Raw genomic sequence first — 25,952 nt, 5'->3', positions numbered from 1 at the left:
CCCGACCGACTCACAACTCGGCGTGCAGGCTCCACACCCGCTCCGCGTGGTCGCGCCAGGAGAAGGCACGGCCGCGGTCACCGGAGCGGACCGCCCACCGGTGCAGTTCGTCCGCTGAGGAGAGCACCTCGCCGGCAGCGTCGCGGAGGTCGTCGAACGGGGCGATCCGCGCGCCGTCGAGGAGCACCTCCCGATGCACCGGCGAGTCGGCGGCGACGACGGGAACGCCGAGGGTCAGGGCCTCGACCGCCCGCCAGGGGAACGCCGAGCGCTCCGACAGTGCGATGAGCAGCACAGCGGCATCCAGCACCGCAGCGCGATCGGCGGCATCCAGGCGACCCGGAACGATCACGCGGCTCCGGTCGATGCCCGCCGCCGCGATCGCACCGGCGACGTCGGCGGGCTCGTCGAACACCACGACACTGGCCGTCTGCTCCCCCGCGATCGACGCGAGAACGGAGCGCAGCTGGTCTTCGGTGCCGCCGGCGACGACCGCGATCCGGTCGGGAACGCCGAGCTCGCGACGACGCCCGACCGCGTCGGTGGGCACGCGGAAGCCGGCGGGGGCGGCCCCGGGAATCACCCGGACGCGCGAGGCGAGCCGGGGGGCGATCTCGGCCAGACGATCGGCGATGGCGTGGGCGGGGACCACGACGGCGTCGGCGTGCTTCTCCGCGCGCTTGAGGAGCGCCCGGTGCGCCAGGACGGTGGCCCGCGGGAGGAGCCCGGGCGTCTCCCAGGCCGCGAGGTCCCACATCGTCACGACGGTCTGCTCGTTGTCGTGGGCGCGGTCGTGCTTGACCAGCGGCGCGGCGAGCGTCGGCGCGTGCAGCAGGCCGCCGGCGACACCGCCCGCGACACCCATCGGCCACGACGCGAGGAGCCCGCTGCGCGGGAACGGCGCGCGGAGAATCTGCGACAGTCCCGGGACGCCCGCTGCGGCCGCCACGCCGTCTGCGGGCACGACACCGGCCACCTCGCAGCGTGCGGGCGCGGTGGCCACGAGCGCCCGCGCCACCTCGAGGGAGGCTTCGGCGGCGTCCGCGTCGACGACGTCGACGAGCTGGTCGAGGATGACCTTGAGCACGGTGGTCACGCGATCAGCCCTCCGGCTCGGGTGCGGGCGTCGGCGGGTGCAGGGCGTCGCGCACCATCTGCTGGGCCAGCGCGAAGTCGGGCTCGCGCTCCTCGATGCCGTTCTCGGGCGTGAGCTCGATCGTGGTGACCGGCTGCTCCTTCGCCTTCATCGCGATGTCGGCGAGGAACGGCAGCAGGTCTGCGGGGATGTCGGTCTGAACGAGCACCTGCCCCGCGTCGGCGATCTCAGTGAAGCGGTCGAGGACGTTCTGCGGTGTCATCTGGGCGAGGATCGCCTGCTGCAGTTCACGCTGGCGCCGCATCCGGTCGAAGTCGCTCGTGGTGTACCGGGAGCGGGCGTACCACTGGGCAGTGTCACCGTCCATGTGCTGCTGTCCGGCCTCGATCCACCCCTCGGCCCAGTCCTCGGCGCTCTGGCCCTCGTAGGCGGGCCCGCCGCCCTTGGGTAGTCGCTCGACGACGTTGATGTCGACGCCGCCCAGAGCGTCGACGAGGTCCGCGAAACCCTTCATGTCGATGAAGACGTAGTACGGGATCGTGATGCCGAGGATGCCCTCCACGGCATCCTTGGTCGCCTCCACGCCCGGCGAGGAGCCGTCGGCCACCGCATCGGGGTAGAGCGCGTCGCCGTCGCGGCAGACCTCCACCTCGGTGCGCAACTGGTTGATGCCGCTGTTCCAGCCACAGGTCGGGTCGACCCGCCCTTCGTGCACATCCGGGTAGAGGTCCTTCATCGGTCCCTCTGCGAACGGGAAATGTCCCATGTCACGCGGTACGCCGGTGATCGTGGTGGCGCCGGTCTCGGCGTTGACCGAGACCACCGAGATCGAGTCGAACCGCATCGAGTCGCGGCCCTCGCCGCTGTCGGCGCCGAGCATGAGCACGTTGTAGTAGCCGTCCGACGGCGGCACGCTCGGACCGCTCGCTCCGAAGACGGTGCTCAGCGTCTCGCGCACCGAGTTGACCCGGTCGAAGGTCCACACCGCCGCCGAGGTCGACGCGACCGCGAGCAGGATCGCGAGCAGCGGGACGCCGATACGGGCGAGCGTTCCGGCGCGCACCAGCTTGACCAGTCGGAGGGTGTCGGCCGTCAGCACGATCCACAGCACCGCGTAGAAGGCGATGATCGCCTGCACGATCAGCAGCACGAACCAATTCGTCGCGAGCGAGAGCAGCAGGGGCCGCCAGAGCAGACCGGTGAGCACGACGAGCAGCGCGGCGACCCACATGACGACGGTCGCGCCGAGCCCGAAGCGCCCGAGCCGCCGGTTCCCCGCCAGCACCTGGGCCGACCCGGGCAGCACGAAATTGAGCACGACCAGCCACCAGCCGCGACGGCCCATGACCTCGGGCGACGACGTGTCGGGATGCCGCAGCGGGCGCTCCTCGATGAGACGGCCGCCCCGCGGGCGAACGGGAGCACTGACACTCACAGGGAGTCCTTCAGACGCCGGTTCTTCTCCTCGACCTGCTGCTCGAGCGAGCGCGCGTACTGCTCGAGCCGGTCGGCGACCTGCGCGTCGGCGGCGCCGAGGATGCGCGCGGCGAGGAGGCCGGCGTTCTTCGCGCCGTTGATCGAGACGGTGGCGACGGGGATGCCGCCCGGCATCTGCACGATGCTCAGCAACGAGTCCAGCCCGTCGAGGGTGGCCAGCTGCACCGGCACCCCGACGACCGGGAGCGGGGTGAGCGAGGCGAGCATCCCGGGCAGGTGCGCCGCGCCGCCCGCGCCGGCGATGATCACGCGCAGTCCGCGACCTCGGGCCTCACGTCCGTAGCTCAGCAGCTTGTCGGGCGTGCGGTGGGCCGAGACGACCTCGACCTCGTGCGCGATGCCGAGGTCCGACAGCGCCTGGGAGGCGTCGCTCATCACGCGCCAATCGGAGTCCGAACCCATGACGACGCCCACGAGGGGCGCGTCCGACGAATGCAGCGGCGAGGATGTCACCGACCCAGGTTAGGCGGGCGACCTGAGGAATCCCCGGAGCGGCGCGGAGACCCGCCGCGCTCAGTCGTCGAAGTGCGCCGCGGCCCCGCGGGCGTCCGAGACGACGGTGTCGAGGTCGTCCCCGGTGAGCGTGACGTGCCCGACCTTCCGACCGGGGCGCGGGTCCTTGCCGTACGTGTGCACCTTGACCCCGGGGTGCGCCTCGAGCGCCAGCGGGATGCGCGCGGCGAGGGGGTCGGACACCGGACCGCCGAGGATGTTGATCATGACCGCCCACGGTGCACGCGGCGCGGGGTCGCCCAGCGGCAGATCAAGCACCGCTCGCAGGTGCTGCTCGAACTGCCCCGTGACGGCGCCGTCCTGGCTCCAGTGACCGCTGTTGTGGGGACGCATCGCGAGCTCGTTGACGAGCAGCCGGTCATCGGCCGTCTCGAACAGCTCGACCGCGAGCATGCCCGTCACACCCAGACCCTCCGCGATCGCGACGCCGATCCGCTGGGCCACCTCGGCGAGGCGCTGCCCCGCGCGCGGAGCCGGGGCGATGACCTCGGCGCAGACACCGTCGCGCTGCACCGTCTCGACGACCGGATACGCCCGCCACGAACCCGAGGGTCGACGGGCGACCTGCTGGGCGAGTTCCCGCGTGAAGTCCACCAGCTCCTCGACGAGCAGTTCGCCGTCCGGGTCGAGCGCGTCGAGCCAGTCCGCGACCTCGTCCGGCGACGAGACGACGCGCACGCCCTTTCCGTCGTAGCCGCCACGGGGCGTCTTGACGACGGCTCGGCCGCCGTTGTCGTCGAGGAAGGCCTGCAGGCCGGCGGCATCCGAGATGGCGGCCCACTCCGGCTGCGGCATCCCGAGCTCGGCGAGCTTCGCGCGCATACGCAGCTTGTCCTGCGCGAAGAACAACGCGTCCGGTCCCGGATGCACGGCCACCCCCTCGGCGACGAGGGCCCGCAGCACCTCCTGCGGAACGTGCTCATGGTCGAAGGTCACGACGTCGACGTCGCGGGCGAAGGCGAGCACGGTGTCGAGGTCGCGGTAATCGCCGGTCGCGCTCGCGGCGAGCGCCGCCGACATGCCGGGCTGCTCGGCCAGCACCCGCACGTCCAGGCCGAGCTCGACCGCGGGTGCGATCATCATGCGGGCCAGCTGCCCTCCGCCGACGATTCCGACTCGCAACGACATGGCGCCTCCTCCGGGTTCTCCCCCATCATCTCGCACCGCCACCGCGAGATCCCACTCGGGCCGGGATGAGCCGCGCGTCGGCGAGACACCGGACCGACCGGCGGCCGGTTCAGCGCTCGGACGGGATCGTGGGGATGCTGTGCGAATCGCGGTGCGCCAGGATCTGGCTCACCTCGACCTGATCGGCGAGCACCTCGTGCACGAGCGCGACGTGCGGGATGTTGCGCAGCCGGAGCGACGGATCGACGCCGTTGGACAGCGTGAGCGTGCCGGTGCCTGCGAGCCGCTGCAGCGGACCGCGCCGCTCGTCGATGGTGTAGCCCCGGATGTGGCTGAGCTCGGTGCGGCGACGGACCATCAGCCCCGTCGTCTCGATGACGCGACGCGTGGTGATCGTGTACGCGTGGGACAGCCAGCGCAGGTAGGGCAGCACGACGAGCAGCAGGAGCACGACGCCCGCGCCGGACCACAGCATGAGGTCGGTGAACGGCTCGGGCAGGTTGCCCGAGAAGTACCCGACCAGACCGGCGAGGGCGATGAGCAGCAGAGCCGGCCACAGCAGCGCGCGGGCCTGGGGGCGTACCCGTGCCACCCGCAGTTCGGGGGCCGCCGCCCCCGGCGCCGGAGCGACGGGGCGGCCGAAGGATGCCGCTGGCTGAGTCACAGCACCATCATGACCCGCGCCCCCGACATCCCGGCGACGGCACGCGCGGAAGCGCCTCCTCAGCTCAGCGGACGCACGTGCACGACGTCGCCGGCGGCGATCACGGCCTCGCCCGTGGGCGTCCCGACCACGAGGCGCCCGTCCTCGTCCAGCCGCTGCGCCTCCCCCGTGATCACGTCGCCGTCCGGGAGCGAGACGGCGACCTCCGCGCCGAGAGTGAGGCAGGCTCGCGAGACCCGGTCGCGCAGTTCCGCTCCGGCGCCGCCCACGGCGAGTTCGGCGACGAGATCGCGCAGGCCGGTGAGGAAGTCCGCGAGCAGACGGTCCTCGTCGACGTCCGCCCCCATGGCTGCGAACGACGTCGCTGTCGAGACCGGGAGGTCGACCCGCGCCATCGTCGTGTTCACGCCCGCACCGACGATGACGTCGCCGGCCTGGCCGGGCAGCACCTCGGCGAGGATGCCGCTGATCTTCATCCCGTCGACGAGCACGTCGTTGGGCCACTTCAGCCCCACCCGGGCGTCGCGCAGCTGAGCGTCGACGGCCTCCGACATCGCGAGGCCGGCGAGCAGCGGGATCCAGCCGCGCGAGGCGACCGGGACGGCTTCGACCCGCAGCAGCACCGAGATCGCGAGCGCCGTGCCCGGCGGCGTGGTCCAGCTGCGGTCCAGCCGGCCGCGTCCGGCGCGCTGATCCCGGGTGACCAGCACCGACAGATGAGGGTGCGCGGCCGGATCGGCCTCGGCGTCGCGACGCAGGTGGGCATTCGTCGAATCGGCGTGCTCGATCACGTGCAGACGGGGCGATACCGCCGCCGCACGCGGATAGCCGCTCTCGGGGATCGTCATGCCGTCACCCTACGATGCCGGCCCCGAGCCGGGCGAGGGCTTGCACCGGAGTGATCCCACAGGGGATCCTGCCTGTCGTTGTGGGCGTGCTCCAACGGTGCGGGGTCCCCGCTGGATAGGGTGGAACGCGTGACCGACCAGCCCGACCTGTCCACGACCGCCGGCAAGATCGCCGACCTCCGCGCCCGCTATCAGACGGCCGTCGTCGACGCCGAGGCGACCGCGCTGCAGAAGCAGCACGCCAAGGGCAAGCTGACGGCCCGCGAGCGCATCGAGATGCTCGTCGATCCGGGCTCGTTCGTCGAGCTCGACGAGTACGTCCGCCACCGCACGACCGCCTTCGGCATGGACCGCGCCCGCCCCTACGGCGACTCGGTCGTCTCCGGAGTCGGCACGATCCACGGCCGCACGGTCGCGGTGTACTCGCAGGATTTCACGACCTTCGGCGGATCGCTCGGCGAGTCGGCGGGCGAGAAGATCATCAAGGTCATGGAGCTCGCCCTCCGCGGCGGCATGCCGATCATCGGCATCCTCGACTCCGGCGGGGCGCGCATCCAGGAGGGCGTCGTCGCGCTCGGCAAGTACGGCGAGATCTTCCGGCTGAACACCGCGGCATCCGGCGTCATCCCCCAGATCTCGATCATCATGGGGCCCGCCGCCGGCGGGGCGGTCTACTCCCCCGCACTGACGGACTTCGTCATCATGGTCGACAAGACCAGCCAGATGTTCGTCACCGGCCCCGACGTCATCAAGACCGTCACCGGCGAGGACGTCGGCATGGAGGAGCTCGGCGGCGCCCACACGCACAACACCCGGTCGGGCGTCGCGCACTACCTCGCCGAGGACGAGGACGACGCGATCGACTACGCCCGCTCGCTGCTCGGCTTCCTGCCCGACAACAACATGTCGGACGCCCCCGTCTACGAGACGTCGTTCGAGTGGGAGACCACCGACGGCGACCGCGCGCTGAACACGCTCATCCCCGACTCCCCCAACCAGCCCTACGACATCCACCAGGTGATCTCGGGCATCGTCGACGAGGGCGAGTTCCTCGAGGTGCAGCCGCTGTTCGCGCCGAACATCGTGATCGGATTCGGTCGGGTGGACGGCCGGACGGTCGGCATCATCGCGAACCAGCCCTCGCAGATGGCGGGCACGCTGAACATCGACGCGGGCGAGAAGGCGAGCCGCTTCGTCCGCTTCTGCGACGCCTTCTCGGTGCCGATCGTGACCCTCGTCGACGTGCCGGGCTACCTGCCGGGAACCGACCAGGAATGGACCGGCGTCATCCGCCGCGGCGCGAAGCTGCTCTACGCCTATGCCGAGGCGACGGTGCCCCTGGTCACCGTGATCCTGCGCAAGGCCTACGGCGGCGCCTACATCGTGATGGGCTCCAAGCAGCTCGGGGCCGACATCAACGTCGCGTGGCCGACGGCCGAGATCGCGGTGATGGGCGGTCAGGGAGCGGTCAACATCCTGTACCGCGGCGAGATCAAGCGGGCCGAGGAGGCCGGCGAGGATGTCGCTGCCGTCCGCTCTCGTCTGGCGTCGGAGTACACCTACAACGTGGCCTCGCCGTTCCTGGCCGCAGAACGCGGCGAACTCGACGGCATCATCGAGCCGGCGCAGACGCGCGTGTACGTCGCCAAGTCGCTGCGGGCCCTGCGCGGCAAGCGCGCCGAGCTGCCCGCCAAGAAGCACGGGAACATCCCGCTGTGACCGGCGGCGAGGCCGAACGGCCGCTGCACGTCGAGGTGCGGCGGGGCACGCCGACGGCCGAGGAGCTGGCCGCGGTGATCGCCGTGGTGAGCGACGCCTACGCCCAGGAGGCCGCGGCCGCCGTGGCCGACGACGGCCCGCCCGAGTCGGCCTGGCGCCGGTCCGCACGTGCGCTGCGGACACCGCTGCGGCGCGGCTTCGGCTGGGGCCGGTTCACCGGCTGAACTGTCCCCCGAAATACCTACAGACACCTCCTCGTCGCCTCACGCAGAATTGACCTGCTGGAACGCTTCTGCGTTCGGTCGCCCGTGCCTTGTGCCGGCGACTGCTGCGGGTCGGTTTTCGGGTAACCGCTCGCATGGCGAGGGGCGGGCGGCTTCGCCGCCCCTCGCCCCCATCTTCAACGGAGCGCGACCGCGTGCGCTGCACTCGGCGACGGAGCACGTCGGTCCGGGACAGGCGTCACTTCTTCGGTCGAGGGATCTCCCGCCACAGATCGACGTCCTCGTCGACACCGTCCTCGCGCCGCGAGCGTCCCACGACCGTGACGGCGGTGTCGGGGTGCGTCGAGGTGCGGATGTACAGGCGCTCCGACCGCGCGCCGTCGAGCACGTCGGCGAGCTCTGCACGGATAGCGGCGAGCTCGCGCTCATCGAGCCCGTCGAGTCCGCCCTCGTCGAGGAAGGTGACGTGCGAGCCCGAGCGGCGGACGTCCTCGAGCACGCGCCGCACGGCGTCGTCGAGCAGACGGGGGCCGCGCAGCTCGTCGCGCAGACGCCCCTCGGCCAGCCGCGCCTGCAGTCTCTCGTCGTCGTCGAGGTCGCCGTCGGCGGCGATGGTGCGCGAGAGCACGGGACCGGCGACGGCGAGCGCGCGCTGGACGCGCACCCGCCGCTCGCGCCGGCGACCCTCCTGCGTCGCGAGCCATTCCGACGCCTCGCGCTGCAGCCGGGTCAGCTCGGCGGTCTCCACGGCCGCGCGGTCGATCAACAGCACGATGATCTGCGCGCCGCCCACCCAGATGGCCGACCCCACGGCGCCGAGCGACAAGGTCGGACCGATGCCGATCCACATCACCGATTGGAGGAACATCACCGCGATGCCCGACCACGCCACGATCGACCGGCGGCGCACCACGAGCACGGCCATGAGCGCGCCCAGGCCGCCAAGACTCCAGGTCGCGAACGGCTGCAGGCGGCCCTCGTCGCCGGCGGCCCACCAGGTCGCGGTGGGAACGACGACGGCGACCGCGAACGCGAGCAGGGCGATCCACAGCGGCAGCGCTGCGGGCCGGCTCATCTCCGCGGTGACGGCCGTCACGGCGGAGCCGTCGACCGCGGGGCGCGCCGCACCCCGCGGGTCGGCACCCGTCATCGGACGCGTCGGCCAGAAGATGCACAGGCCGGTCACGGTGAGGTAGGTCACGAGCGAGAGGACGAGGACGATGGGGGCGTCGACGGGGCGGGTCCAGAACATGCCGCCGGTCGCGAGGTACGCGGTGAACGCGACCCCGAGAGCGGAGAGGACCCAGCGCACGGAGCGGTTCACGAGCGCTCCTGCCACTCGATCGCGACCGTCGTCCCGGCCGGCCCCGAATCGACCGTCGCCGTGCCGGCGACCGCGGCGACCCGCGCGATGATCGAGGCCCGGATGCCGAGGCGGTCCTCCGCGACGCGCTCGGCCTCGAACCCGGGACCGTCGTCGGACACCCGGATCTCGACCCCCGCGGCATCCGCTCGGAACGACACGGTCAGGTTCGCGCCGCGGGCATGCTCGACGACGTTCGTGATCGCCTGTGTGGCGGCCAGCTGCAGGGCACGCACGACGCGACCGGGCAGAGCGCGCGCATCGGGCTGGATCTCGCTCGACACCGTCGCATCCGGATGCAGCCGCCGCGCCGTCTGCGCGAGATCGGCGGCGATCGCGGCGGGGGTCACCGGGGCGTCCGGCCCCTCGCCGGCGTCCTGATCGACGTTCGCGAGGCGGGTCAACGCCTCACGCGCCATCGAGACCGCGAGGGCACGTTCGCGCTCGGTCTCGGCGCGCTCGGCGGCGATGAGCGCCGCCAGCACGCTGTCGTGCATCAGCGCCGCGACCGCGACGCGCTCCTTCTCCACCGCATCGGCGGCGGCGGCCTGCGCGAACGAACGCACCGCCCCTTCCCGCCCGGTGTCGATGCTGGCCGCGAGCGAACGCAGGATCCAGCCGATGACGATGAGCACGCTGGCGAGGATGATCGCGAACAGGGTGTCGAGTGCGACGTCGAGAACGGCCGTCGGCGCCGCCCCCAGCAGGATCAGCCGCATCGTGCCGTAGAGGACGGGGAGCAGGAAGGCCCAGACGATCTGGAACGGCAGCGGCGAGCAGAAGACGGCGGCGACCGTGCCGATGTTGATGAGGAACCACAGCCACGGCTGCTCGTCGAGCTGTGTCGTCTCGGCCGCGGCCAGCGGCCACAGCAGGATGGCGACGGGGAAGATCGCCGCGAAGATGCCCGAGAACAGCCGCACCCCGCGCGAGGTGAGCAGCGCGATGCACATCAGCAGCAGCGAGCCGAGGACGACCACCAGCAGGACGGTGTTCCAGGTGGGGTCGCCGACGGGCGCGTTGAGCGCACCGACGAGCGACTGCACCCCGATGACGGCGCTGCCCGAGCCCACGACGATGCCGAGGATCCGGTCGATGCGCGACTGCGTGAAGCGCTGGGTCTGGGCGAGGGCCTCACGAAACTCCGCGGCCCGCCGCGGCCTGGTCGATACCGTGTCGGAGAGCTCAGCGGCCATCGGAGGATTCGGACACGAGACCGTCTTCCATCGCGCGACGGAGCAGGTCGACCTTGGTGGGGGCGGGACGGCCGACCTCGACGTACTTGACGCGAACCCGCGTGATGTTCTCCTTCGCGGTCGAGTACGCGATGCCCAGACGCTCGGCCACCGACTTCAGCGGCAGCCCGGCGGCGTACAGGCGCAGGACCTCCCGCTCGCGGGCCGACAGCTGCGCGTCGGCGAACGCCCGGTCACCGTCGATCGCGCTGGCCCATTCGACGTTGTCCAGATGCTCGCCGCGCGCGACGGTGGCGATCGCAGCGACGACGTCGTCGGTGCGTGCGGACTTGCTGATGACGCCGAGCGCGCCCGCCGAGAGCGCCTCGCGCACCGCCGCCGGTCGATCCGCGACGCTGTGGATGATGACCTGGGAGCCGTTGCAGACGAGCTCCGTCACGTTCTCGGACACGGTCGCGCCATCGCCCAGCATGAGATCGAGGACGACGACGTCCGCCGGACTCGCGGCGGTCTCCGTGCGCCAGCGCAGGTACTCGGCCACCGTGCTGCCGGAGAAGACGACGTCGCCGACGCCGACGCCGGCGCGGGCGCACGCGGCGGCGAGTCCGAGCCGAACCGACTCGTGATCGTCGATGAGCGCCACCCGTGTCATGGGCTCAGCCTAGGACAGCGGACCCTCCGCGGTGAGCACCGCGACGGTCTCGACGTGGTGCGAGTTGGGGAACAGGTCGAGTCCTCGCAGCGTCCGCGGCTCGTACCCTCCCGCCCGCAGCTGTGCGAGGTCGCGCGCGAACGCGACCGGATCGCACGCGACGTAGACGATCGTCGCGGGCTGCACGCGCAGCAGGGCCTCGACGACCTCGCGGCCCGCACCCGAGCGGGGCGGGTCGAGCACGGTCACACCCGAACGGAGCCTGCCGCGCTCCGCGAGCGACGCGGCCTGCTCGAGCTGAGCGAGCCAGCGGTCGACCCGGCCGGTCTCGGCGCGTGCTCCCACCCACTCCGCCAGGTTCTCTCCCGCGTGGTCGGTGGCCCGGGAGTCGGATTCCACGCTCGTGATCCGGGTGGCGGGGCCGCCGAGCTCGGCGAGCGACGCCGCCAGCAGCCCCACACCGCCGTACAGGTCGAGGTGCCAGCCGTCGGGGTCGAGCTCGGCGCGCCCGGCGTCGCGGAGCCCCTGCTGGACCGCGCTCGAGAGCGCGGTCGCCGCCAGGCGGTGCACCTGCCAGAAGCCGCCGGCGTCGAGACGGAACCGACGGCCGCCGACGTCCTCGACCACGACCTCGCGCAACGCCGGGTCGGCCGGGATGCGTGCGGGGCCGCGTCCGCGGGGGGACCGCCGCTTCGTCTCGGGCCGGGGCAGCGCCCGCACCCGCCCGTCGGCGGGCTGGACGAGATCGAGCCGGCCGGGGGCGGCGGAGGGACCGCGACGCAGCGCCTCGACGATCGGCGCCGTCGCCAGGGGGTGATCGTCGACCTCGACGACCCGGTGCGAGCGCGCGGCGTAGGGACCGATGCGTCCCGCGTCGTCGACGTGCAGGCTCACGCGGGTGCGCCAGCCCGTTCCGTCCGCCGTCTCGTCGACGCCCGCGGCCTCGACGGTCACGTCGGCGCGGTAGCCGCCCATCCGCTCCAGTGCGTCCTGCACGACGCGCGCCTTCAACGCACGCTGGTGGTCGAGCTCGATGTGTCCGAAGTCGGCGCCGCCGGGCCGGCGTTCGGGAGCGTTACCGATGTCGGCCGGCGCCCAGACGTGCGATCGGCGGTGCGGTGAGGCGTCGAGCACCTCGAGCGCTTCGGCTCGCCAGAACGACGCCTTCGAGGTGTCGGTGAGTCGGGCACGGATGCGCTCACCCGGCAACGCGTCGGGGACGAAGACGACGCGTCCCTCGTGCCGGGCGACGAAGACGCCGCCGTGGGCGACGTCCGAGACGTCGAGGTCGATGCTGTCGCCGGGTCGCATCCCTCGATGCTCGCACACGACGACGTGCGGCGCCGGGCGGCCCGGTAGCGTGAGCGACATGCGCGTGTGCCTCGCCTCGACCTCCCCCGCCCGACTCATGCTCCTGCGTCAGGCCGGCATCGAGCCCGAGACGCGGTCGCCGCAGGTCGACGAGGAGGCGGTCGTCGCGGCGGTGGAGGCCGCCGAGGGACGCACCCTGCCGCCCGAGGAACACGTCCTGCTGCTCGCCCGCCGAAAGGCGGCCGACGTCGTATCGACGATCAGACGCCTCGACCCCGGGTTCGACGGCGTCGTCGTCGGGGGCGACTCGATGTTCGCCTTCGCGGGCGAGGTCCTCGGCAAGCCGCTCACCGCAGAGGTCGCGACCGAGCGGTGGGAGCGGATGCGGGGCGGCACCGGCATCCTGCACTCGGGTCACAGCGTGCATCGCCTCGTCCCCGGCCGGGAACCCCGAGAGGCGCACGCCGTCGCCGAGGCGGCCGTCACCTTCGCAGACGATGTCACCGCGGAGGAGATCTCGGCCTATGTGGCATCCGGCGAGCCACTGCAGGTGGCCGGCGCGTTCACCGTCGACAGCCTGGGGGGCGCGTTCATCACGCGCGTCGAGGGCGACCCCTCGACGGTCGTGGGGATGTCGTTGTCGACGCTGCGGCAGCTCGTGCGCGACCTCGGCGTCGCGTGGACCGACCTGTGGAACCGCGGCGCCTCTTCGTAGGCTTCCACCGAGGTTGGCGGCGTCGTTTTGTGCGAGTGATCCAAAAGCCGCGCCGATCCGCTCGCTAGGCTGGCACCCATGCCTCATATCGCCAAGGTCCTCATCGCGAACCGCGGCGAGATCGCCGTCCGTATCGTGCGCGCCGCTCGTGACAGCGGGAAGGCCTCGGTCGCCGTCTACGCCGACCAGGACCGCGACGCCCTCCACACCCGCCTCGCCGACGAGGCCTATGCGCTCGAGGGTGCGACCAGCGCCGAGACGTACCTCTCGATCGAGAAGATCCTCTCGGTCGCCCGCCGCTCCGGCGCCGACGCGGTGCACCCCGGCTACGGGTTCCTCGCCGAGAACGCCGAATTCGCCCGCGCCGTCATCGGAGCGGGCCTGGTCTGGATCGGCCCGTCGCCCGAGGCCATCGAGGCTCTCGGCGACAAGGTGACCGCCCGTCATGTGGCGGAGAAGGTCGGCGCCCCCCTCGCACCCGGCACCCCCGGCCCCGTCCAGGGCGCCGACGAGGTCATCGCGTTCGCGCAGGAGTACGGTCTGCCCATCGCCATCAAGGCCGCCTACGGCGGCGGCGGTCGCGGTCTGAAGGTCGCCCGCGAGCTCGACGAGGTCGCCGAGCTGTTCGAGTCCGCCACCCGCGAGGCCATCTCCGCCTTCGGCCGCGGCGAGTGCTTCGTCGAGAAGTACCTCGACAAGCCCCGCCACGTCGAGACCCAGTGCCTCGCCGACGGCGACGGCAATGTCGTCGTCGTCTCCACACGCGACTGCTCGCTGCAGCGACGGCACCAGAAGCTCGTCGAGGAGGCGCCGGCACCGTTCCTCACGCCCGAGCAGAACGACATCCTCTACACCGCTTCGAAGGCGATCCTGCGCGAGGTCGGCTACGTCGGCGCGGGCACGTGCGAGTTCCTCATCGGAGCCGACGGCACCATCTCGTTCCTCGAGGTGAACACGCGCCTGCAGGTCGAGCACCCCGTCTCGGAGGAGGTCACGGGCATCGACCTGGTGCGCGAGCAGTTCCGCCTGGCCGAGGGCGGCACGCTCGACTACGACGACCCGCAGCCGGTCGGCCACTCGATCGAGTTCCGCATCAACGGCGAGGACCCGGGGCGGAACTTCCTCCCCCAGCCCGGCAGCATCCACGTGTTCAAGACCTTCGGCGGGCCCGGCATCCGGCTCGATTCCGGCGTGACCGCCGGCGACGCGGTCTCGGGCGCCTTCGACTCGATGCTCGGCAAGATCATCGTCACCGGTCGCACGCGCGAAGAGGCGCTGGAGCGCTCGCGCCGCGCGCTCGACGAGTTCGAGGTCGCCGGCATGCCCACGGTGCTGCCCTTCCACCGCAAGGTGGTCCGGGACCCCGCCTTCACCGCCGAGGACGGCGTCTTCGGCGTCTACACGAGGTGGATCGAGACCGAGTTCGTCAACGACATCCCCGCCTGGGACGGCGAGATCGACGCGCCGGCCGAGCCCGCCGGTCGGCACACGGTCGTCGTCGAGGTCGCGGGCAAGCGCCTCGAGGTGAGCCTGCCCGACCGCATCACCGCAGCACCGGTCGCCGTGGGCCGACCCGCCCAGGTCCCGCCGTCGCGGCGATCGCATGCGGCCACGGCCAGCGCCGCGGCGTCCGGGGACGCCGTGAAGTCGCCGATGCAGGCGACTGTCGTCAAGCTCGCCGTCGAGGCGGGCCAGCAGGTCGTCAAGGGAGACCTGGTGGTCGTGCTGGAGGCGATGAAGATGGAGCAGCCCATCCAGGCGCACAAAGACGGTGTCGTCGGGGACATCGACGCGACCCCCGGCACGACGGTCGGCGCCGGGCACGCCCTGCTGACCATCTCCTGAGGCGGCTCACTCCGTCCTCGGTGCCGCAGGCTCCGCGGAGGTCGCGTTCATCGGAGAATGCCGCGGAAGTCGGAGCTTCTCACCGTGTTCGTCCGAGGATCGCGCGATCCTCCGCAGTCCGTGCGCCCGCACCGGGAGAGCGGATGCCGCGGCGCGCCGCTCAGGACAGCGGGTCCTCGTCGCGCTGGACCAGGTGCATCGCCCGGGCCGCGTCGGTGATGCTGCCCGTCAGCGAGGGGTACACCGCGAAGACGCGCGAGAGCTGGTCGACGGTCAGCCGCCGCTCGACGGCGATGGCGATCGGGTAGATGAGCTCGGAGGCCCGCGGGGCGACGATGACGCCGCCGACGACGGTGCCCGCACCCTCGCGCGCGATGATCTTCACGAAGCCGTCCTTGACCCCCATCATCTTCGCGCGCGGGTTCGCCGCCAGCGGGAGCTTGTGGACGTAGCCGTTGACCAGTCCCGACTCGACGTCCTTCTCCTGCTGGCCGACCGTCGCGATCTCGGGCGCCGTGAAGATGTTCGCGGTGATGCGGCGGCGATCGAGGGGGATCACCGTGTCGCCGAGCGCGTGGAAGACGGCCTGTCGTCCCTGCATCGAGGCGACCGAGGCCAGCGGGACGAAGGTGGTGCAGTCACCGGCGGCGTAGATGTTCGGGACCGAGGTGCGCGCCACCCGGTTGACCTGGATGTGCCCGGAGTCGGTGAGCTGCACTCCCGCCTCCTCGAGGCCGATGCCGGCGGTGTTGGGGATCGACCCGACAGCCATGAGGCAGTGGCTGCCCTCGACCGTGCGCCCGTCCGACAGCGTCGCCACGACGCCGTCGTCGGTGCGCTCGACCTTCTCGGCACGCGACTTCGAGAGCACCGTCATGCCGCCGCGCTTGAACACCTTCTCGATGACCGCGGCCGCGTCGACGTCCTCGCCCGGGAGCACCTGGTCGCGGCTCGAGATGAGGGTGACCTTCGCGCCGAGGTTCATGTAGGCCGAGGCGAACTCCGCCCCGGTGACACCCGAGCCGACGACGATGAGGTGCTCGGGCAGCGACTTCATGTCGTAGAGCTGCGTCCAGGTGAGGATGCGCTGACCGTCGGGCTTCGCGCTGGGCAGCTCGCGCGGCGATGCGCCGACCGAGACGACGAGGGTGTCGGCCTCGACGCGGTCGAAGTCCGTGCCGCCGGGGCCGGTCGCCGCGATGATGGCGTGGGTGCCGTCGAGACGTCCGTGCCCGGAGATGATCCGCACGCCGGCCTCGACCAGCTGGGCGCGCATGTCATCGGACTGCTGCCGGGCCAGCGCCAGCAGTCGCCGGTTGACGGCGGCCAGGTTGATGGCGATCTCGGGCTTGAGCGGGGTCCCCGAGTCGGAGCGTGCGAACAGCTGTACGCCCAGATCGGATGCCTCGCTGATGGCCACGGCCGCGTCGGCGGTGGCGATGAGCGATTTCGAGGGGACGACGTCGGTGATGACGGCCGAACCGCCCACCCCGGCGCGCTCCACCAGGGTCACCTCCGCACCCTGCTGGGCGGCGGCCAGCGCCGCCTCGTATCCACCGGGACCTCCGCCGAGGACGGCCAGGCGTTGGGTGCGCTCGAAGCTGAGAGGCGACATGACCTCCATTCTCCCCCAGGTGCGCCCGCCTGCCGCGCACGCCTGCCGCGCACGCCTGCGGCCGAGGGTGACGCGTCTTAGAGTGGTGGGATGTCCGACTCCTTCGCGCATCCCCTCGACGACCCCGCTGCCGACCCGCTCGAGGTGGCCCGGCAGGCGGCGGCCGACATCGCCCGCATCACGGGGGTCGAGCGCCACGACATCGCGCTGACGCTCGGGAGCGGGTGGGGACGCGCGGCCGAGCTGATCGGCGAGACGACGGCGGAGGTCGCGGCGACGGACGTCACCGGCTTCAGCAAGCCCGCGCTCGAAGGTCACGTGGGCACGCTGCGCAGCATCCTGACGCCCCAGGGCAAACGCGTCCTCGTCATCGGGGCGCGCACCCATTACTACGAGGGGCACGGCACGCGTCGCGTCGTGCACAGCGTGCGCACGGCCGCCGCGACCGGCGCGAAGATCATGGTGCTCACCAACGGCGCCGGCGGGATGAAGCCGGCGTGGAAGCCCGGGCAGCCGGTGCTCATCAGCGACCATCTGAACCTGACCGCCGACTCCCCCCTCGAGGGCGCGACGTTCGTGGACCTGACAGACCTGTACTCCTCGCGTCTGCGCGACCTCGCCCGCACCATCGACCCGACCCTCGACGAGGGCGTGTACTGCCAGTTCCGCGGCCCCCACTACGAGACCCCGGCCGAGGTGCGGATGGCGCGCACCATCGGCGGCGACATCGTCGGGATGTCGACGGCCCTCGAGGCCATCGCGGCGCGCGAGGCCGGCATGGAGATCCTCGGCTTCTCACTCATCACCAATCTCGCCGCCGGCATCCAGGAGTCCCCTCTCAGCCACGCCGAGGTCATCGAGGCCGGCCGCGAGGCCGAGCCCGTGATCTCCGCACTGCTGGCCCGTGTGATCGAGGCGCTGTGACCGGCCGGGACGCGGGCGTGGGAGCGGGAAGCACCGAGCCGGTGGTTCCCTTCGACGCCGCGCGCGCGTGGTTGGCGCAGGATCCCGATCCCGAGACGCGCGCCGAGCTGAGCGCCGTCCTGGCGGCGGCGGAGGCCGGCGACCGATCCGCGGCCGCCGATCTGGTCGACCGCTTCGCCGGGCGGCTCGCCTTCGGCACCGCGGGCCTGCGCGGCCGGCTCGGGGCGGGCAGCAACCGGATGAACCGCGTGCTCGTGACGCAGGCGGCCGCAGGACTGGCGGGGTACCTCCTGGAGAAGGCCGGCCCCGACGCGCCCCCGGTCGTCGTGATCGGCTTCGACGGCCGCCGGGGCTCGGCGCAGTTCGCTCGCGACTCCGCCGAGGTCTTCGCCGGCGCCGGGCTGCGCGCGATCCTGCTGCCGCGCCTCCTGCCCACGCCCGTCCTCGCCTTCGCGGTGCGTCATCTCGGTGCCGATGCCGGCGTCATGGTGACCGCGAGCCACAACCCGCCCGATGACAACGGCTACAAGGTCTACCTCGGCGGCGCTGACGACGGCGCCCAGATCGTCCCGCCCGCCGACGCCGACATCGCGGCGCACATCCAGCGGATCGCGGACGCGGCCGACATCTCGCTCCTCCCGCGCTCCGAGGCCTACGAGACGGTGGGTGACGAGGTCGTCGAGGCCTACGTCGCCCAGACCGCCCTGGTGGCCCCGGCGCCGGCGGGCGCGGCCGGGATGCGCTGGGTCTACACCGCGATGCACGGCGTGGGAACCGAGACGCTGCTGCGCATCCTCGACACGGCCGGGTACCCGCGCCCCGTCGAAGTGGCCCAGCAGGCCGAGCCCGACGGCCGGTTCCCCACCGTCGCGTTCCCCAACCCCGAAGAGCCCGGGGCGATGGATCTCGCTTTCGAGACGGCCCGGGCCGCAGACGCCGAGTTCGTGCTCGCGAACGACCCCGACGCCGATCGCCTCGCCGTCGCGATCCCGGATGCCGCTGCCGAGGGGGGCTGGCGCCGACTCACCGGCAACCAGATCGGGCTGCTGCTCGGATGGCGTGCCGCCCGGCGCGCGGCCGAGGGCGGCACGGCATCCGGCGCGTCGTTGGCGTGCTCGCTGGTGTCGTCTCCGGCACTGCAGGTCGTCGCCGAGCGGTACGGCCTGGAGTTCCACGCGACGCTGACCGGGTTCAAGTGGATCTCGCGCGCCCCCGGCCTCGTCTTCGGGTTCGAGGAGGCGCTGGGTTACCTGGTCAATCCCGAGACGGTCAAAGACAAGGACGGCATCTCCGCAGCCATCGCGATCCTCGGGCTCGCGGCGGAGGCCCGTGAGCAGCAGCGGACCCTGGCCGATCTGCTGGCGGACTTCGACGCGGAGTTCGGCCATGTCGCGAGCGGTCAGGTCTCGGTGCGCGTCGACGACCTCGCGGTCATCGGACGCATCATGACGGCGCTGCGCTCGGCGCCGCCGACGCGCATCGGCGCGGCCGCTGTCGTGTCGTTCGAGGACCTCGCCGCGCCCGTCTCCGGCCCGCCGATCGGCGACATCCTGCGCCTGTGGCTCGACGGCGAGGCGCGGATCCTGGTGCGCCCCAGCGGCACCGAACCCAAGCTCAAGCTGTACCTCGACGTCCGGGGAGACTCGTCCGGCGATGCGGCCGCACGCCTCACCGAACTCGAAGCCGGCGTGCGGGAGCTGCTCGCGACCCTCGGCTGATCCCGGAGACCGCACGTCGCTCAACGGCGGACGCCCGCGCGTCTCGCATGCGGCGGGTTGGGGTGGGTTCGGTGGGTTCGGGGTGCTCGAGCTCCCCGCGGCTGTGGGTTTGGGGTGCTCGGGCTCCCCGTGGTCGGGGTTCGGAGTGCTCGGGCTCCCCGCGGCCGTGGGTTTGGGGTGGCTCGGGCTCCCCGCGGCCGTGGGTTTGGGGTGGCTCGATCACGCCGGGGCGTGAACGCCCTGCGCCGAGGTGAAACCGGCGCCCCGATCACGGCGGGGCGTGCGCGCTTCACTCGGGCTGTGAGTTTGGGGTGGCTCGGGGCCCTTCGGGGTGCTCGGGCCCCCGCGGCCGTGGGTTTGGGGTGGCTCGATCACCCCGGGGCGTGCCCCCCCCCCCCCCCCCCCCCCCCCCCCCCCCCCCCCGCGCCCGGGTGAAACCGCCGCCCCGATCCCGCACCTCAGCTGCCGGTGAGGACCGGCGACCTGCGCCGGCGACCAGCGCCGACGAGCGGGCATCGACGTGCGGGGCGCACTCTCTTCCACAGTCGCATCACGGACGCGGCGATCCACAGCTGGCCGACTCTCGAGCGCACAAGTCGCCGGCGGCCGCAAGGCTTGTCGTGTGATGACCGAGCTTCTGGATCGACACCGCCTTGCGTCAGAGGGCGTGGGGTGGCGCCGCGTCGCCGAGTTGCGACGACAGGGCTCGCTCCTCCGCCTCCGGCCGGGGATCTTCGTGCGGGCCGAACAGTTCACGCGCGCCCCGACTGCCACGCGGGCGTTGCTGCGCGCACATGCGCTTGCCGCGACCACGCACGAACCGGGTGTCTTCTCGCACACGACGGCGGCCGCGGCGCACGGGCTTCCGGTCGTGCGCACCGATGACCGGGTGCACACGACCGACATCGACGCGCGGGGTGCGGCCCGGGTCGGGGTCGTCCGACATCGCGGTCCGCTGGCCGACGACGACATCGTCCGGCTCGGGCCGCTCCGCTGCACGAGCCTGGCTCGGACGCTCGCCGATCTCGCTCGAACCGCACCGTGCGAGACCTCGATCGCAGCAATGGATGCCGCATTGCGCGCGGCCGGCCCGAACGCTCAGGCGCTCCGTGAGACGGTCGGCTTGATCGCACGACGCTCTGCTCACGGGGTCTCGCGGGCGATGGGCCGTCTCGCCTTCGCCGATGGCGGCGCCGAATCGCCCGGTGAGTCGATCAGTCGCATCCACCTGGTGCGCGTCGGATTCCGAGTGCGGACGCAGATCGTCGTCGCCGGGCCGCGCGGGCGCGAGTACCGCGTGGATTTCGAGATCGACGACGTCCTCGGGGAGTTCGACGGCGCAGCCAAATACAGCGATCCGAACCTGCTCGGGGGTCGCACGCCTGAGCAGGCTCTGCTCGCCGAGAAGCGCAGAGAAGACGAGATTCGCGGAGTCACCCAGCGCCGCCTGGTGCGCTGGCAGTGGCCCGAGATCGCCTCGAGCGACGCACTGGAGAATCACCTTCGCGGACTCGGGGTTCGTCCGCGGCAGACCCGGGGGGCCTTTCTCACGTTGGGGACGGAGCTCGGCCCGCCGTGGTGAGACGGCGGGGTGCCCTCCCGGTTTGGGGGCGGGAGGGCACCCCGCGAATCTAGGATCGGGATGTGCTGCTGACCGATCCGATCGAACTCGCCGACGACCACGTCCGCCTCGTGCCGCTCGGCGCCGAACACACCGACGACCTCACCGAAGCCAGCCGGGGCCTGGAGTATGCGTGGTACACCTCGGTGCCGACATCCGTCTCCGAGGAGATCGAGCAACGACTCGCCTGGCGGGACGACGGATCGATGAACCCGTTCGCGGTGCTGCGCGACGGGAGGGCGGTCGGGATGACGACGTTCTGCAACATCGACCAGGCGAACCGTCACGTCGAGATCGGTCACACCTGGCTGTCGCCTGAGGTCCAGCGGACTGCCGTCAACACCGCAGCCAAGCTGCTGCTGCTCGGGCACGCGTTCGAGACCTGCGACGCGATCGCGGTGGAGCTTCGCACCTCGTGGCACAACAGGCAGTCGCGCACCGCGATCGAGCGGCTCGGCGCGAGGCAGGATGGCGTGCTCCGCAACCACCGCATCGGACCGTCCGGGACGCTGCGCGACACGGTCGTGTACTCGGTGCTCCCCCACGAGTGGCCCGCGGTCAAGCTCGGCCTGCAGGCGCGCCTCGCACGCTGACCCGCCGCGGCCACGGGCACCGGAACCCGACCCGCTCGGCTCAGGCGAGACGCTCGGCTCAGGCGAGACGCTCGGCTCAGGCGAGACGCTCTGCTCGCGGGGCGCCGCTTTCACCTGGGGGCGCTTGCGTCACGCCCCACCGTGACGCAAGCGCCCCAAACCGAACCACACCGTGACGCAACCGCCCCAAACCGAACCCCACGTGACGCAACCGCCCCAAACCGAACCACACCGTGACGCAAGCGCCCCAAACCGAACCACACCGTAACGCAAGCGCCCCGAGGCCGGCCGCCCAGCGCGTCGACGCGGCTGCCGGGCTGAACGACGGACTCAGCCGTCGACGACGGCGACGAGCTCGTCGAGGAATGCGCTGAACGTCGTCCCGCGCCTCACGATCCGCTGCACGCTCTCGCGTTCGCTGAACACCTCGACGAGCTGCTCGAACACCGTCTGGAACGCCGCGCGGTCGGATTCCGAGAACGCCACCATCGCCACGACCTGCACCCGCCCGTCGCCCCAGGCGATCGACGGGTCGGCGATGCCGAGTGAGATCGCCGTGCGGGTCGCCGTCATCCCGATCGCGTGGGGCACCGCGAGAGCGTCGGTGAACGCCGTCGACGACAGCGCCTCGCGCTCGATCGTCCGGTCGATGTAGTCGTGGTCGATGACGCCCTGCTCGACGAGGAGCGACCCGAGGCGCCGGATGACGGCATCCTCCCCCGCGCTTCCGTCCAGCCCCCGGACGAAGGCGTCGGCGTCGAAGTAGCGCTCGAGCTCGGCGCGCAGCCGGGCCAGCCGCCGCGCGCGGCGCAGACGAGCCGCCGCGGTCTGCACCCGGTCGACGTCGGCGTCGGTGAGGAAGGGCTGGATGTGCACGATGCGATCGCTCATGACGGGCGGGGCGATCGTCGACAGGATGAGGTCGGTGTCGATCGAGGCCCAGTCGGGATCCACCCGCGTCTCGACACCCACGACGTCGACCGACTGGCCGAGCGAACGGTCGACGCTGGAGCGCAGCAGCTCGTGGAGCTCGTAGTACCCCGGGCAGACGATCGTCGCCGTCAGCGTCTGCGCCGACAGGCGGCTGCGCTCGAGCCGCCCGCCGACGTGCATCGCGATGTAGGCGATCTCGTCGTCGAGCAGCGGGATGCCCAGGAGCCCGCGCAGCGCGTCGGCGATGTAGACGGCCACCTCGAAGATCATCGGATACGTCGTCTTCAACGACCGCGTGAGCGGGTTGCGCGACCAGGCCTGCTCCCGCGCACGGTGTTTGAGGTTCTGCACGTGCAGCGACAGGCGCAGGACGAAGTCCTCCTGGTCGATGTCGACGAGGAACTCCGCCGCCGCGCGGCGTACGACATCGCGGACCGCGGCACCGACGTCGGGGTCGATCCGCTCGCGGATCAGCGCCGCGGGCTCGGTGGCGCCGGGGGCGACGACCCGGGTGAGGACGAGCGCGGCCAGATGCTGGCGATCGCCCGAGCCGAGCACGACCCCGAGGTGGCGCCGGGTGAGGCGGTCGAGGATGTCGCCCACCTCGGCGCGGAACGCCGCGTCGTCGGCCGCGGCGACCTCGAGCGCGCGCCCGCGCGTGATGCGATCGGCCGCGATGGCGATGTGCATCACGACGTCGCCGATGCCGAACTCGTTCACGAAGTAGCCGAGCCCGGTCAGCTCCGCCACGAGCTCGTCCTTGAAGGGACCGAACGCCACCGCCCCCACCGATCGCTCGCCGAGGGTGCGGCGCAGACTCTCGAGATCGAACGACCCGTCGTCGGTCTCGTCGTGCGCGAGACGGCTCAGCAGACGCCGCTGCGCCATCTCGGTGCCGCGGAGCCGAGCGCGCGAGGCCGTGCGCTCGAGGCTCAGCTCGGTGCCCCCGAGCAGGCCGCGCACCCGCCCGAGGTCGCCGTCGATCGTCGCGGGACTGACGAAGAAGGCATCCGCCGTCTCGAAGACGTCGATGCCCTCGGGCGCGTCGAGAAGCGACCGCACGAGCCGGTGAAGACGGTCGCGCGGCGTGCCGGTGTCGCCGATGTGGACGGCGGCGGCGCTGTCGGGACCCACGCGGTATCCCTGCGGACCCGATTCGACGACGACGCCGTCGGGCACACGGGCGTTCAGCGCGGTGACATAGGTGCGGATCGACCGCGGGGTGACGCCGATCGCGTCGGCGAGGGAGGCGGCGGTCACCCAATCGCCTCCGCGCGAGAGGATCGCGAGGACGCGGTCCTGCCGGCTCCTGGTCACGCTCCCATTCCATCACGGACCGACACACCTTCCGCCCCCGCGGAAGCAGGAATGGGTTGTCTCCTCCCAGCCTTCTCACAACAATTGTCCGAGGAGGAGGCGGGTCGATGAGGATCCTGGTCGTATGCGGCGCTGGCGCGTCGAGTACCTTCGTCGCACAGCGGGTTCGCCATGCGGCGCAGGCGCGCGGCCTCGACATCACCGCCACCGCCGGAACCGAGCAGTCACTGCCGATCGATCTCGACGCGGCGGATGTCGTCCTCGTCGGCCCCCAGCTCATCCCGAAGCTGGACCGGATCACCGAGGCCGCGGCTGCTCGCGGGACGCGTGTCATCCTGATGCCGGCCGACATCTTCCGAGATCTCGACGGCTCGCGGACGCTCGCGCTGATCACCGCCCCGGCATCCCCCACCCCACGTTCCAGCACCGACATCCCTTCGACGGAGAGGACCCGCTCATGAGCGAGGCATCGCGCACCGTGCGCATCGGATCGTCGAACGGACTCCACGCCCGACCCGCGAAGCTCTTCGCACAGGCGGTCAAGCAGTCGGGTGCGAACGTGACGATCTCCAAGGGCTCGGGCTCGCCGGTCAACGCCGCGAGCATCCTCGGTGTCATCGCACTCGGTGTCGAGTACGGCGACTACGTCACCCTGACGGCCGACGGCGCGCAGGCCGAGAACGTCCTCGACGAGCTGGCCGACCTGCTGGCCACCGATCACGACGAGTGACCACGAACGACCATCGATACGAACACGGACGATACGAAGGAGATCGAGAGCAATGAGTGAGCTTCGCGGAGTGGGCATCGGCCTGGGAGTCGCGCAGGGACCGGTCGCACGGATGGCGGAGCCGCTTCCCGCACCGAAGGACGAGAAGTCCGAGCGCTCCCTCGACGAGGAGACGGCGCGCGTGAAGGATGCCGTCGCCGCGGTCGCCCGCGAGCTCGAGCAGCGCGGCGCGCAGGCCGGCGGTGCCGCGCGCGACGTCCTCGAGGCCCAGGCCATGATGGCCGAGGACCCGAGCCTCGAGGCCGAGGTCGCCGCGCGCCTGCAGGCCGGCAAGACCGGCGAGTTCGCCGTCCACGACGCCTTCGCCTCGTTCCGCGATCAGCTCTCCGCCATGGGCGGCTATCTGGGCGAGCGTGCCGCCGACCTCGACGACGTCGCGCAGCGCGTCATCGCGAATCTCCGGGGCGTCCCGGCCCCCGGTGTTCCGGAGCCCGGTCACCCGTTCGTGCTCGTCGCGAAAGACCTCGCCCCCGCCGACACGGCACTGCTCGACCTCGACATGGTGCTCGCACTGGTGACCTCCGACGGCGGCCCGACCTCGCACACCGCGATCCTCGCCCGCGAGAAGTCGATCGTCGCCGTCGTGGGAGCCACCGAGGCCTCCGCCCTCGCCGACGACGGGCAGACCGTGATCGTCGACGCCGCGAAGGGCGTCGTGACCACCGAGCCGAGCGCGGACGAGCTCGCCCAGGCGCAGAACCGCGCCGAGGAGCGCAAGTCCGCGGCATCCGCACCCCTCACCCCCGGTGCTCTCTCCGACGGCACGGCGATCCCCCTCCTGGCCAACCTCGGCAAGCCCGAAGGGGCCGCGCAGGCGGTCGAGCTGGGCGCCGAGGGCGTCGGGCTGTTCCGCACCGAGTTCCTCTTCCTCAGCTCGGCGCAGGCGCCGACCGTCGCCCAGCAGCGCGAGGCGTACACCAAGCTCCTCCAGGCCTTCCCCGGACAGAAGGTGGTCGTGCGCGCCCTCGACGCCGGCGCCGACAAGCCGCTGGCCTTCCTCAACGACGCGCACGAGGAGAACCCCGCTCTGGGCCTGCGCGGACTCCGCGCCCTTCGCGCGAGCGAGGACATCCTCCGCGAGCAGCTCACGGCCCTCGCCGAGGCCGACGCCGCCACCGACGCCGATCTCTGGGTGATGGCCCCGATGGTCTCGACGGTGGAGGAGACCGACTACTTCGTCTCGATCGCCCGCGAGTACGGCATCAAGACCGCCGGCGTCATGGTCGAGGTGCCTTCCTCGGCCCTGCTCGCCGACCACGTGCTGAAGATCGCCGACTTCGCCTCGATCGGCACCAACGACCTCACCCAGTACACCCTCGCCGCCGACCGGCTGCTCGGGTCGGTGTCGTCGTTCCAGGACCCCTGGCACCCCGCCGTGCTGCGTCTCATCCACGAGACCGGCAAGGCCGGCCAGGCCAACGGCAAGCCCGTGGGCATCTGCGGCGAGGCCGCCGCCGACCCGCTGCTGGCCGTCGTGCTCGTGGGCCTCGGCGCCACGAGCCTGTCGATGGCGCCCACCGCGCTGGCCGACGTCCGCGCCACCCTGCTGACCCACAGCCTCGACGACGCCCGTCGCATCGCCGAGGCAGCCCTGACCGCGACCGACGCGGCATCCGCACGAGCCGCGGCCCAAGAAGCCGCCGGCATCTGACGAACACACACCTGCACCA

The 25,952-nt window shown here is 72.0% G+C and carries 23 protein-coding genes; 11 read left to right on the top strand and 12 right to left on the bottom strand.

The window, feature by feature from the left end:
* Positions 1–10: 10 nt before the first annotated feature.
* The 6 genes from HW566_RS12685 to HW566_RS12660 form a co-directional block, all read right to left on the bottom strand.
* A complete protein-coding gene (locus tag HW566_RS12685) occupies positions 11–1,096 on the bottom strand; it encodes a glycosyltransferase (RefSeq protein ID WP_178013395.1) in 1,086 nt (361 codons plus the stop codon).
* 4 nt (positions 1,097–1,100) lie between these two features.
* Positions 1,101–2,531, bottom strand: a complete 1,431-nt coding sequence (locus tag HW566_RS12680; protein ID WP_372955778.1) for an LCP family protein — start codon at positions 2,529–2,531, stop codon at positions 1,101–1,103.
* A complete protein-coding gene (purE, locus tag HW566_RS12675; protein WP_178014942.1) occupies positions 2,528–2,995 on the bottom strand; it encodes a 5-(carboxyamino)imidazole ribonucleotide mutase in 468 nt (155 codons plus the stop codon). The genes HW566_RS12680 and purE overlap by 4 nt, the downstream gene beginning before the upstream one ends.
* A 111-nt stretch (positions 2,996–3,106) precedes the next feature.
* On the bottom strand, positions 3,107–4,234 hold the full coding sequence (locus HW566_RS12670; protein WP_178013393.1) for a 5-(carboxyamino)imidazole ribonucleotide synthase: 1,128 nt from the start codon (positions 4,232–4,234) through the stop codon (positions 3,107–3,109).
* Between the two features lie 109 nt (positions 4,235–4,343).
* Positions 4,344–4,898 carry a PH domain-containing protein gene (locus tag HW566_RS12665; protein WP_178013392.1) on the bottom strand — a complete coding sequence of 185 codons (555 nt, stop codon included), beginning with the start codon at positions 4,896–4,898 and terminating at the stop codon, positions 4,344–4,346.
* A 59-nt stretch (positions 4,899–4,957) separates the two neighbouring features.
* Entirely contained in the window at positions 4,958–5,746 is a 789-nt protein-coding gene (locus tag HW566_RS12660; protein ID WP_178013390.1) for a biotin--[acetyl-CoA-carboxylase] ligase, read from the bottom strand.
* Positions 5,747–5,875: 129 nt separating this feature from the next.
* Between HW566_RS12660 and HW566_RS12655 the strand changes: the two genes are divergently transcribed.
* Positions 5,876–7,465, top strand: a complete 1,590-nt coding sequence (locus HW566_RS12655) for an acyl-CoA carboxylase subunit beta (RefSeq protein ID WP_178013388.1) — start codon at positions 5,876–5,878, stop codon at positions 7,463–7,465.
* A complete protein-coding gene (locus HW566_RS12650) occupies positions 7,462–7,689 on the top strand; it encodes an acyl-CoA carboxylase subunit epsilon (protein ID WP_178013386.1) in 228 nt (75 codons plus the stop codon). Before HW566_RS12655 ends, HW566_RS12650 begins: the two co-directional genes overlap by 4 nt.
* 238 nt (positions 7,690–7,927) lie before the next feature.
* On the opposite strand, the gene HW566_RS12645 is transcribed toward HW566_RS12650, so the two are convergent.
* The 4 genes from HW566_RS12645 to HW566_RS12630 are packed head-to-tail and all read right to left on the bottom strand — an operon-like array spanning position 7,928 to position 12,211.
* Positions 7,928–9,013, bottom strand: a complete 1,086-nt coding sequence (locus tag HW566_RS12645; RefSeq protein ID WP_178013384.1) for a hypothetical protein — start codon at positions 9,011–9,013, stop codon at positions 7,928–7,930.
* The gene (locus HW566_RS12640) at positions 9,010–10,248 is read right to left on the bottom strand and encodes a sensor histidine kinase (protein ID WP_178013382.1); all 1,239 of its coding nucleotides are present in this window, start codon (positions 10,246–10,248) and stop codon (positions 9,010–9,012) included. The genes HW566_RS12645 and HW566_RS12640 overlap by 4 nt, the downstream gene beginning before the upstream one ends.
* The gene (locus HW566_RS12635) at positions 10,238–10,900 is read right to left on the bottom strand and encodes a response regulator transcription factor (RefSeq protein ID WP_178013381.1); all 663 of its coding nucleotides are present in this window, start codon (positions 10,898–10,900) and stop codon (positions 10,238–10,240) included. The genes HW566_RS12640 and HW566_RS12635 overlap by 11 nt, the downstream gene beginning before the upstream one ends.
* Positions 10,901–10,909: 9 nt before the next feature.
* The gene (locus HW566_RS12630; protein WP_178013379.1) at positions 10,910–12,211 is read right to left on the bottom strand and encodes a class I SAM-dependent RNA methyltransferase; all 1,302 of its coding nucleotides are present in this window, start codon (positions 12,209–12,211) and stop codon (positions 10,910–10,912) included.
* 58 nt (positions 12,212–12,269) lie between these two features.
* Here HW566_RS12630 and HW566_RS12625 point away from each other — a divergent pair, with 58 nt between their 5' ends.
* Both HW566_RS12625 and HW566_RS12620 read left to right on the top strand, forming a co-directional pair.
* Positions 12,270–12,926, top strand: coding sequence for a Maf family protein (locus tag HW566_RS12625; protein WP_178013377.1), 657 nt, complete (start codon positions 12,270–12,272; stop codon positions 12,924–12,926).
* Between the two features lie 78 nt (positions 12,927–13,004).
* A complete protein-coding gene (locus tag HW566_RS12620; RefSeq protein ID WP_178013375.1) occupies positions 13,005–14,771 on the top strand; it encodes an acetyl/propionyl/methylcrotonyl-CoA carboxylase subunit alpha in 1,767 nt (588 codons plus the stop codon).
* A gap of 160 nt (positions 14,772–14,931) precedes the next feature.
* Here HW566_RS12620 and HW566_RS12615 read toward each other — a convergent pair whose 3' ends face one another.
* Entirely contained in the window at positions 14,932–16,395 is a 1,464-nt protein-coding gene (locus HW566_RS12615; RefSeq protein WP_178013373.1) for an NAD(P)H-quinone dehydrogenase, read from the bottom strand.
* An 81-nt stretch (positions 16,396–16,476) separates the two neighbouring features.
* Here HW566_RS12615 and HW566_RS12610 point away from each other — a divergent pair, with 81 nt between their 5' ends.
* The 4 genes from HW566_RS12610 to HW566_RS12595 all read left to right on the top strand — a co-directional run bounded on the left by HW566_RS12610 (position 16,477) and on the right by HW566_RS12595 (position 21,242).
* Complete coding sequence (locus tag HW566_RS12610; protein WP_178013371.1) at positions 16,477–17,310, top strand: purine-nucleoside phosphorylase; 834 nt, start codon at positions 16,477–16,479, stop codon at positions 17,308–17,310.
* On the top strand, positions 17,307–19,028 hold the full coding sequence (locus HW566_RS12605) for a phospho-sugar mutase (RefSeq protein WP_372955777.1): 1,722 nt from the start codon (positions 17,307–17,309) through the stop codon (positions 19,026–19,028). Before HW566_RS12610 ends, HW566_RS12605 begins: the two co-directional genes overlap by 4 nt.
* A 625-nt stretch (positions 19,029–19,653) precedes the next feature.
* Positions 19,654–20,610, top strand: coding sequence for a hypothetical protein (locus tag HW566_RS12600; protein WP_178013370.1), 957 nt, complete (start codon positions 19,654–19,656; stop codon positions 20,608–20,610).
* A gap of 62 nt (positions 20,611–20,672) precedes the next feature.
* Entirely contained in the window at positions 20,673–21,242 is a 570-nt protein-coding gene (locus HW566_RS12595; protein WP_178013368.1) for a GNAT family N-acetyltransferase, read from the top strand.
* Between the two features lie 330 nt (positions 21,243–21,572).
* On the opposite strand, the gene HW566_RS12590 is transcribed toward HW566_RS12595, so the two are convergent.
* The gene (locus HW566_RS12590; protein ID WP_178013366.1) at positions 21,573–23,492 is read right to left on the bottom strand and encodes a BglG family transcription antiterminator; all 1,920 of its coding nucleotides are present in this window, start codon (positions 23,490–23,492) and stop codon (positions 21,573–21,575) included.
* 107 nt (positions 23,493–23,599) lie between these two features.
* Here HW566_RS12590 and HW566_RS12585 point away from each other — a divergent pair, with 107 nt between their 5' ends.
* From HW566_RS12585 to ptsP, 3 genes are read left to right on the top strand one after another with little or no spacing between them, the layout of a single operon-like run.
* Complete coding sequence (locus HW566_RS12585) at positions 23,600–23,953, top strand: PTS sugar transporter subunit IIB (protein WP_178013364.1); 354 nt, start codon at positions 23,600–23,602, stop codon at positions 23,951–23,953.
* On the top strand, positions 23,950–24,222 hold the full coding sequence (locus HW566_RS12580) for an HPr family phosphocarrier protein (RefSeq protein WP_178013362.1): 273 nt from the start codon (positions 23,950–23,952) through the stop codon (positions 24,220–24,222). Before HW566_RS12585 ends, HW566_RS12580 begins: the two co-directional genes overlap by 4 nt.
* A gap of 52 nt (positions 24,223–24,274) precedes the next feature.
* A complete protein-coding gene (ptsP, locus tag HW566_RS12575; RefSeq protein WP_178013360.1) occupies positions 24,275–25,933 on the top strand; it encodes a phosphoenolpyruvate--protein phosphotransferase in 1,659 nt (552 codons plus the stop codon).
* Positions 25,934–25,952 lie beyond the last annotated feature (19 nt).

Source organism: Microbacterium oleivorans (assembly GCF_013389665.1).
Lineage (GTDB): Bacteria > Actinomycetota > Actinomycetes > Actinomycetales > Microbacteriaceae > Microbacterium > Microbacterium oleivorans_C.
The sequence above is the reverse complement of the archived record's forward strand: the minus strand, read 5'-3'. Positions and strand labels throughout refer to the sequence as shown.

Bases quoted from the DNA above. Each gene is read 5' to 3' on its own strand.
- purE (WP_178014942.1), bottom strand. From the start codon at position 2,995: ATGGGTTCGGACTCCGATTGGCGCGTGATGAGCGACGCCTCCCAGGCG.
- HW566_RS12670 (WP_178013393.1), bottom strand. From the start codon at position 4,234: ATGTCGTTGCGAGTCGGAATCGTCGGCGGAGGGCAGCTGGCCCGCATG.
- HW566_RS12660 (WP_178013390.1), bottom strand. From the start codon at position 5,746: ATGACGATCCCCGAGAGCGGCTATCCGCGTGCGGCGGCGGTATCGCCC.
- HW566_RS12640 (WP_178013382.1), bottom strand. From the start codon at position 10,248: ATGGCCGCTGAGCTCTCCGACACGGTATCGACCAGGCCGCGGCGGGCC.
- HW566_RS12635 (WP_178013381.1), bottom strand. From the start codon at position 10,900: ATGACACGGGTGGCGCTCATCGACGATCACGAGTCGGTTCGGCTCGGA.
- HW566_RS12630 (WP_178013379.1), bottom strand. From the start codon at position 12,211: ATGCGACCCGGCGACAGCATCGACCTCGACGTCTCGGACGTCGCCCAC.
- HW566_RS12625 (WP_178013377.1), top strand. From the start codon at position 12,270: ATGCGCGTGTGCCTCGCCTCGACCTCCCCCGCCCGACTCATGCTCCTG.
- HW566_RS12620 (WP_178013375.1), top strand. From the start codon at position 13,005: ATGCCTCATATCGCCAAGGTCCTCATCGCGAACCGCGGCGAGATCGCC.
- HW566_RS12615 (WP_178013373.1), bottom strand. From the start codon at position 16,395: ATGGAGGTCATGTCGCCTCTCAGCTTCGAGCGCACCCAACGCCTGGCC.
- HW566_RS12610 (WP_178013371.1), top strand. From the start codon at position 16,477: ATGTCCGACTCCTTCGCGCATCCCCTCGACGACCCCGCTGCCGACCCG.
- HW566_RS12600 (WP_178013370.1), top strand. From the start codon at position 19,654: ATGACCGAGCTTCTGGATCGACACCGCCTTGCGTCAGAGGGCGTGGGG.
- HW566_RS12585 (WP_178013364.1), top strand. From the start codon at position 23,600: ATGAGGATCCTGGTCGTATGCGGCGCTGGCGCGTCGAGTACCTTCGTC.
- HW566_RS12580 (WP_178013362.1), top strand. From the start codon at position 23,950: ATGAGCGAGGCATCGCGCACCGTGCGCATCGGATCGTCGAACGGACTC.
- ptsP (WP_178013360.1), top strand. From the start codon at position 24,275: ATGAGTGAGCTTCGCGGAGTGGGCATCGGCCTGGGAGTCGCGCAGGGA.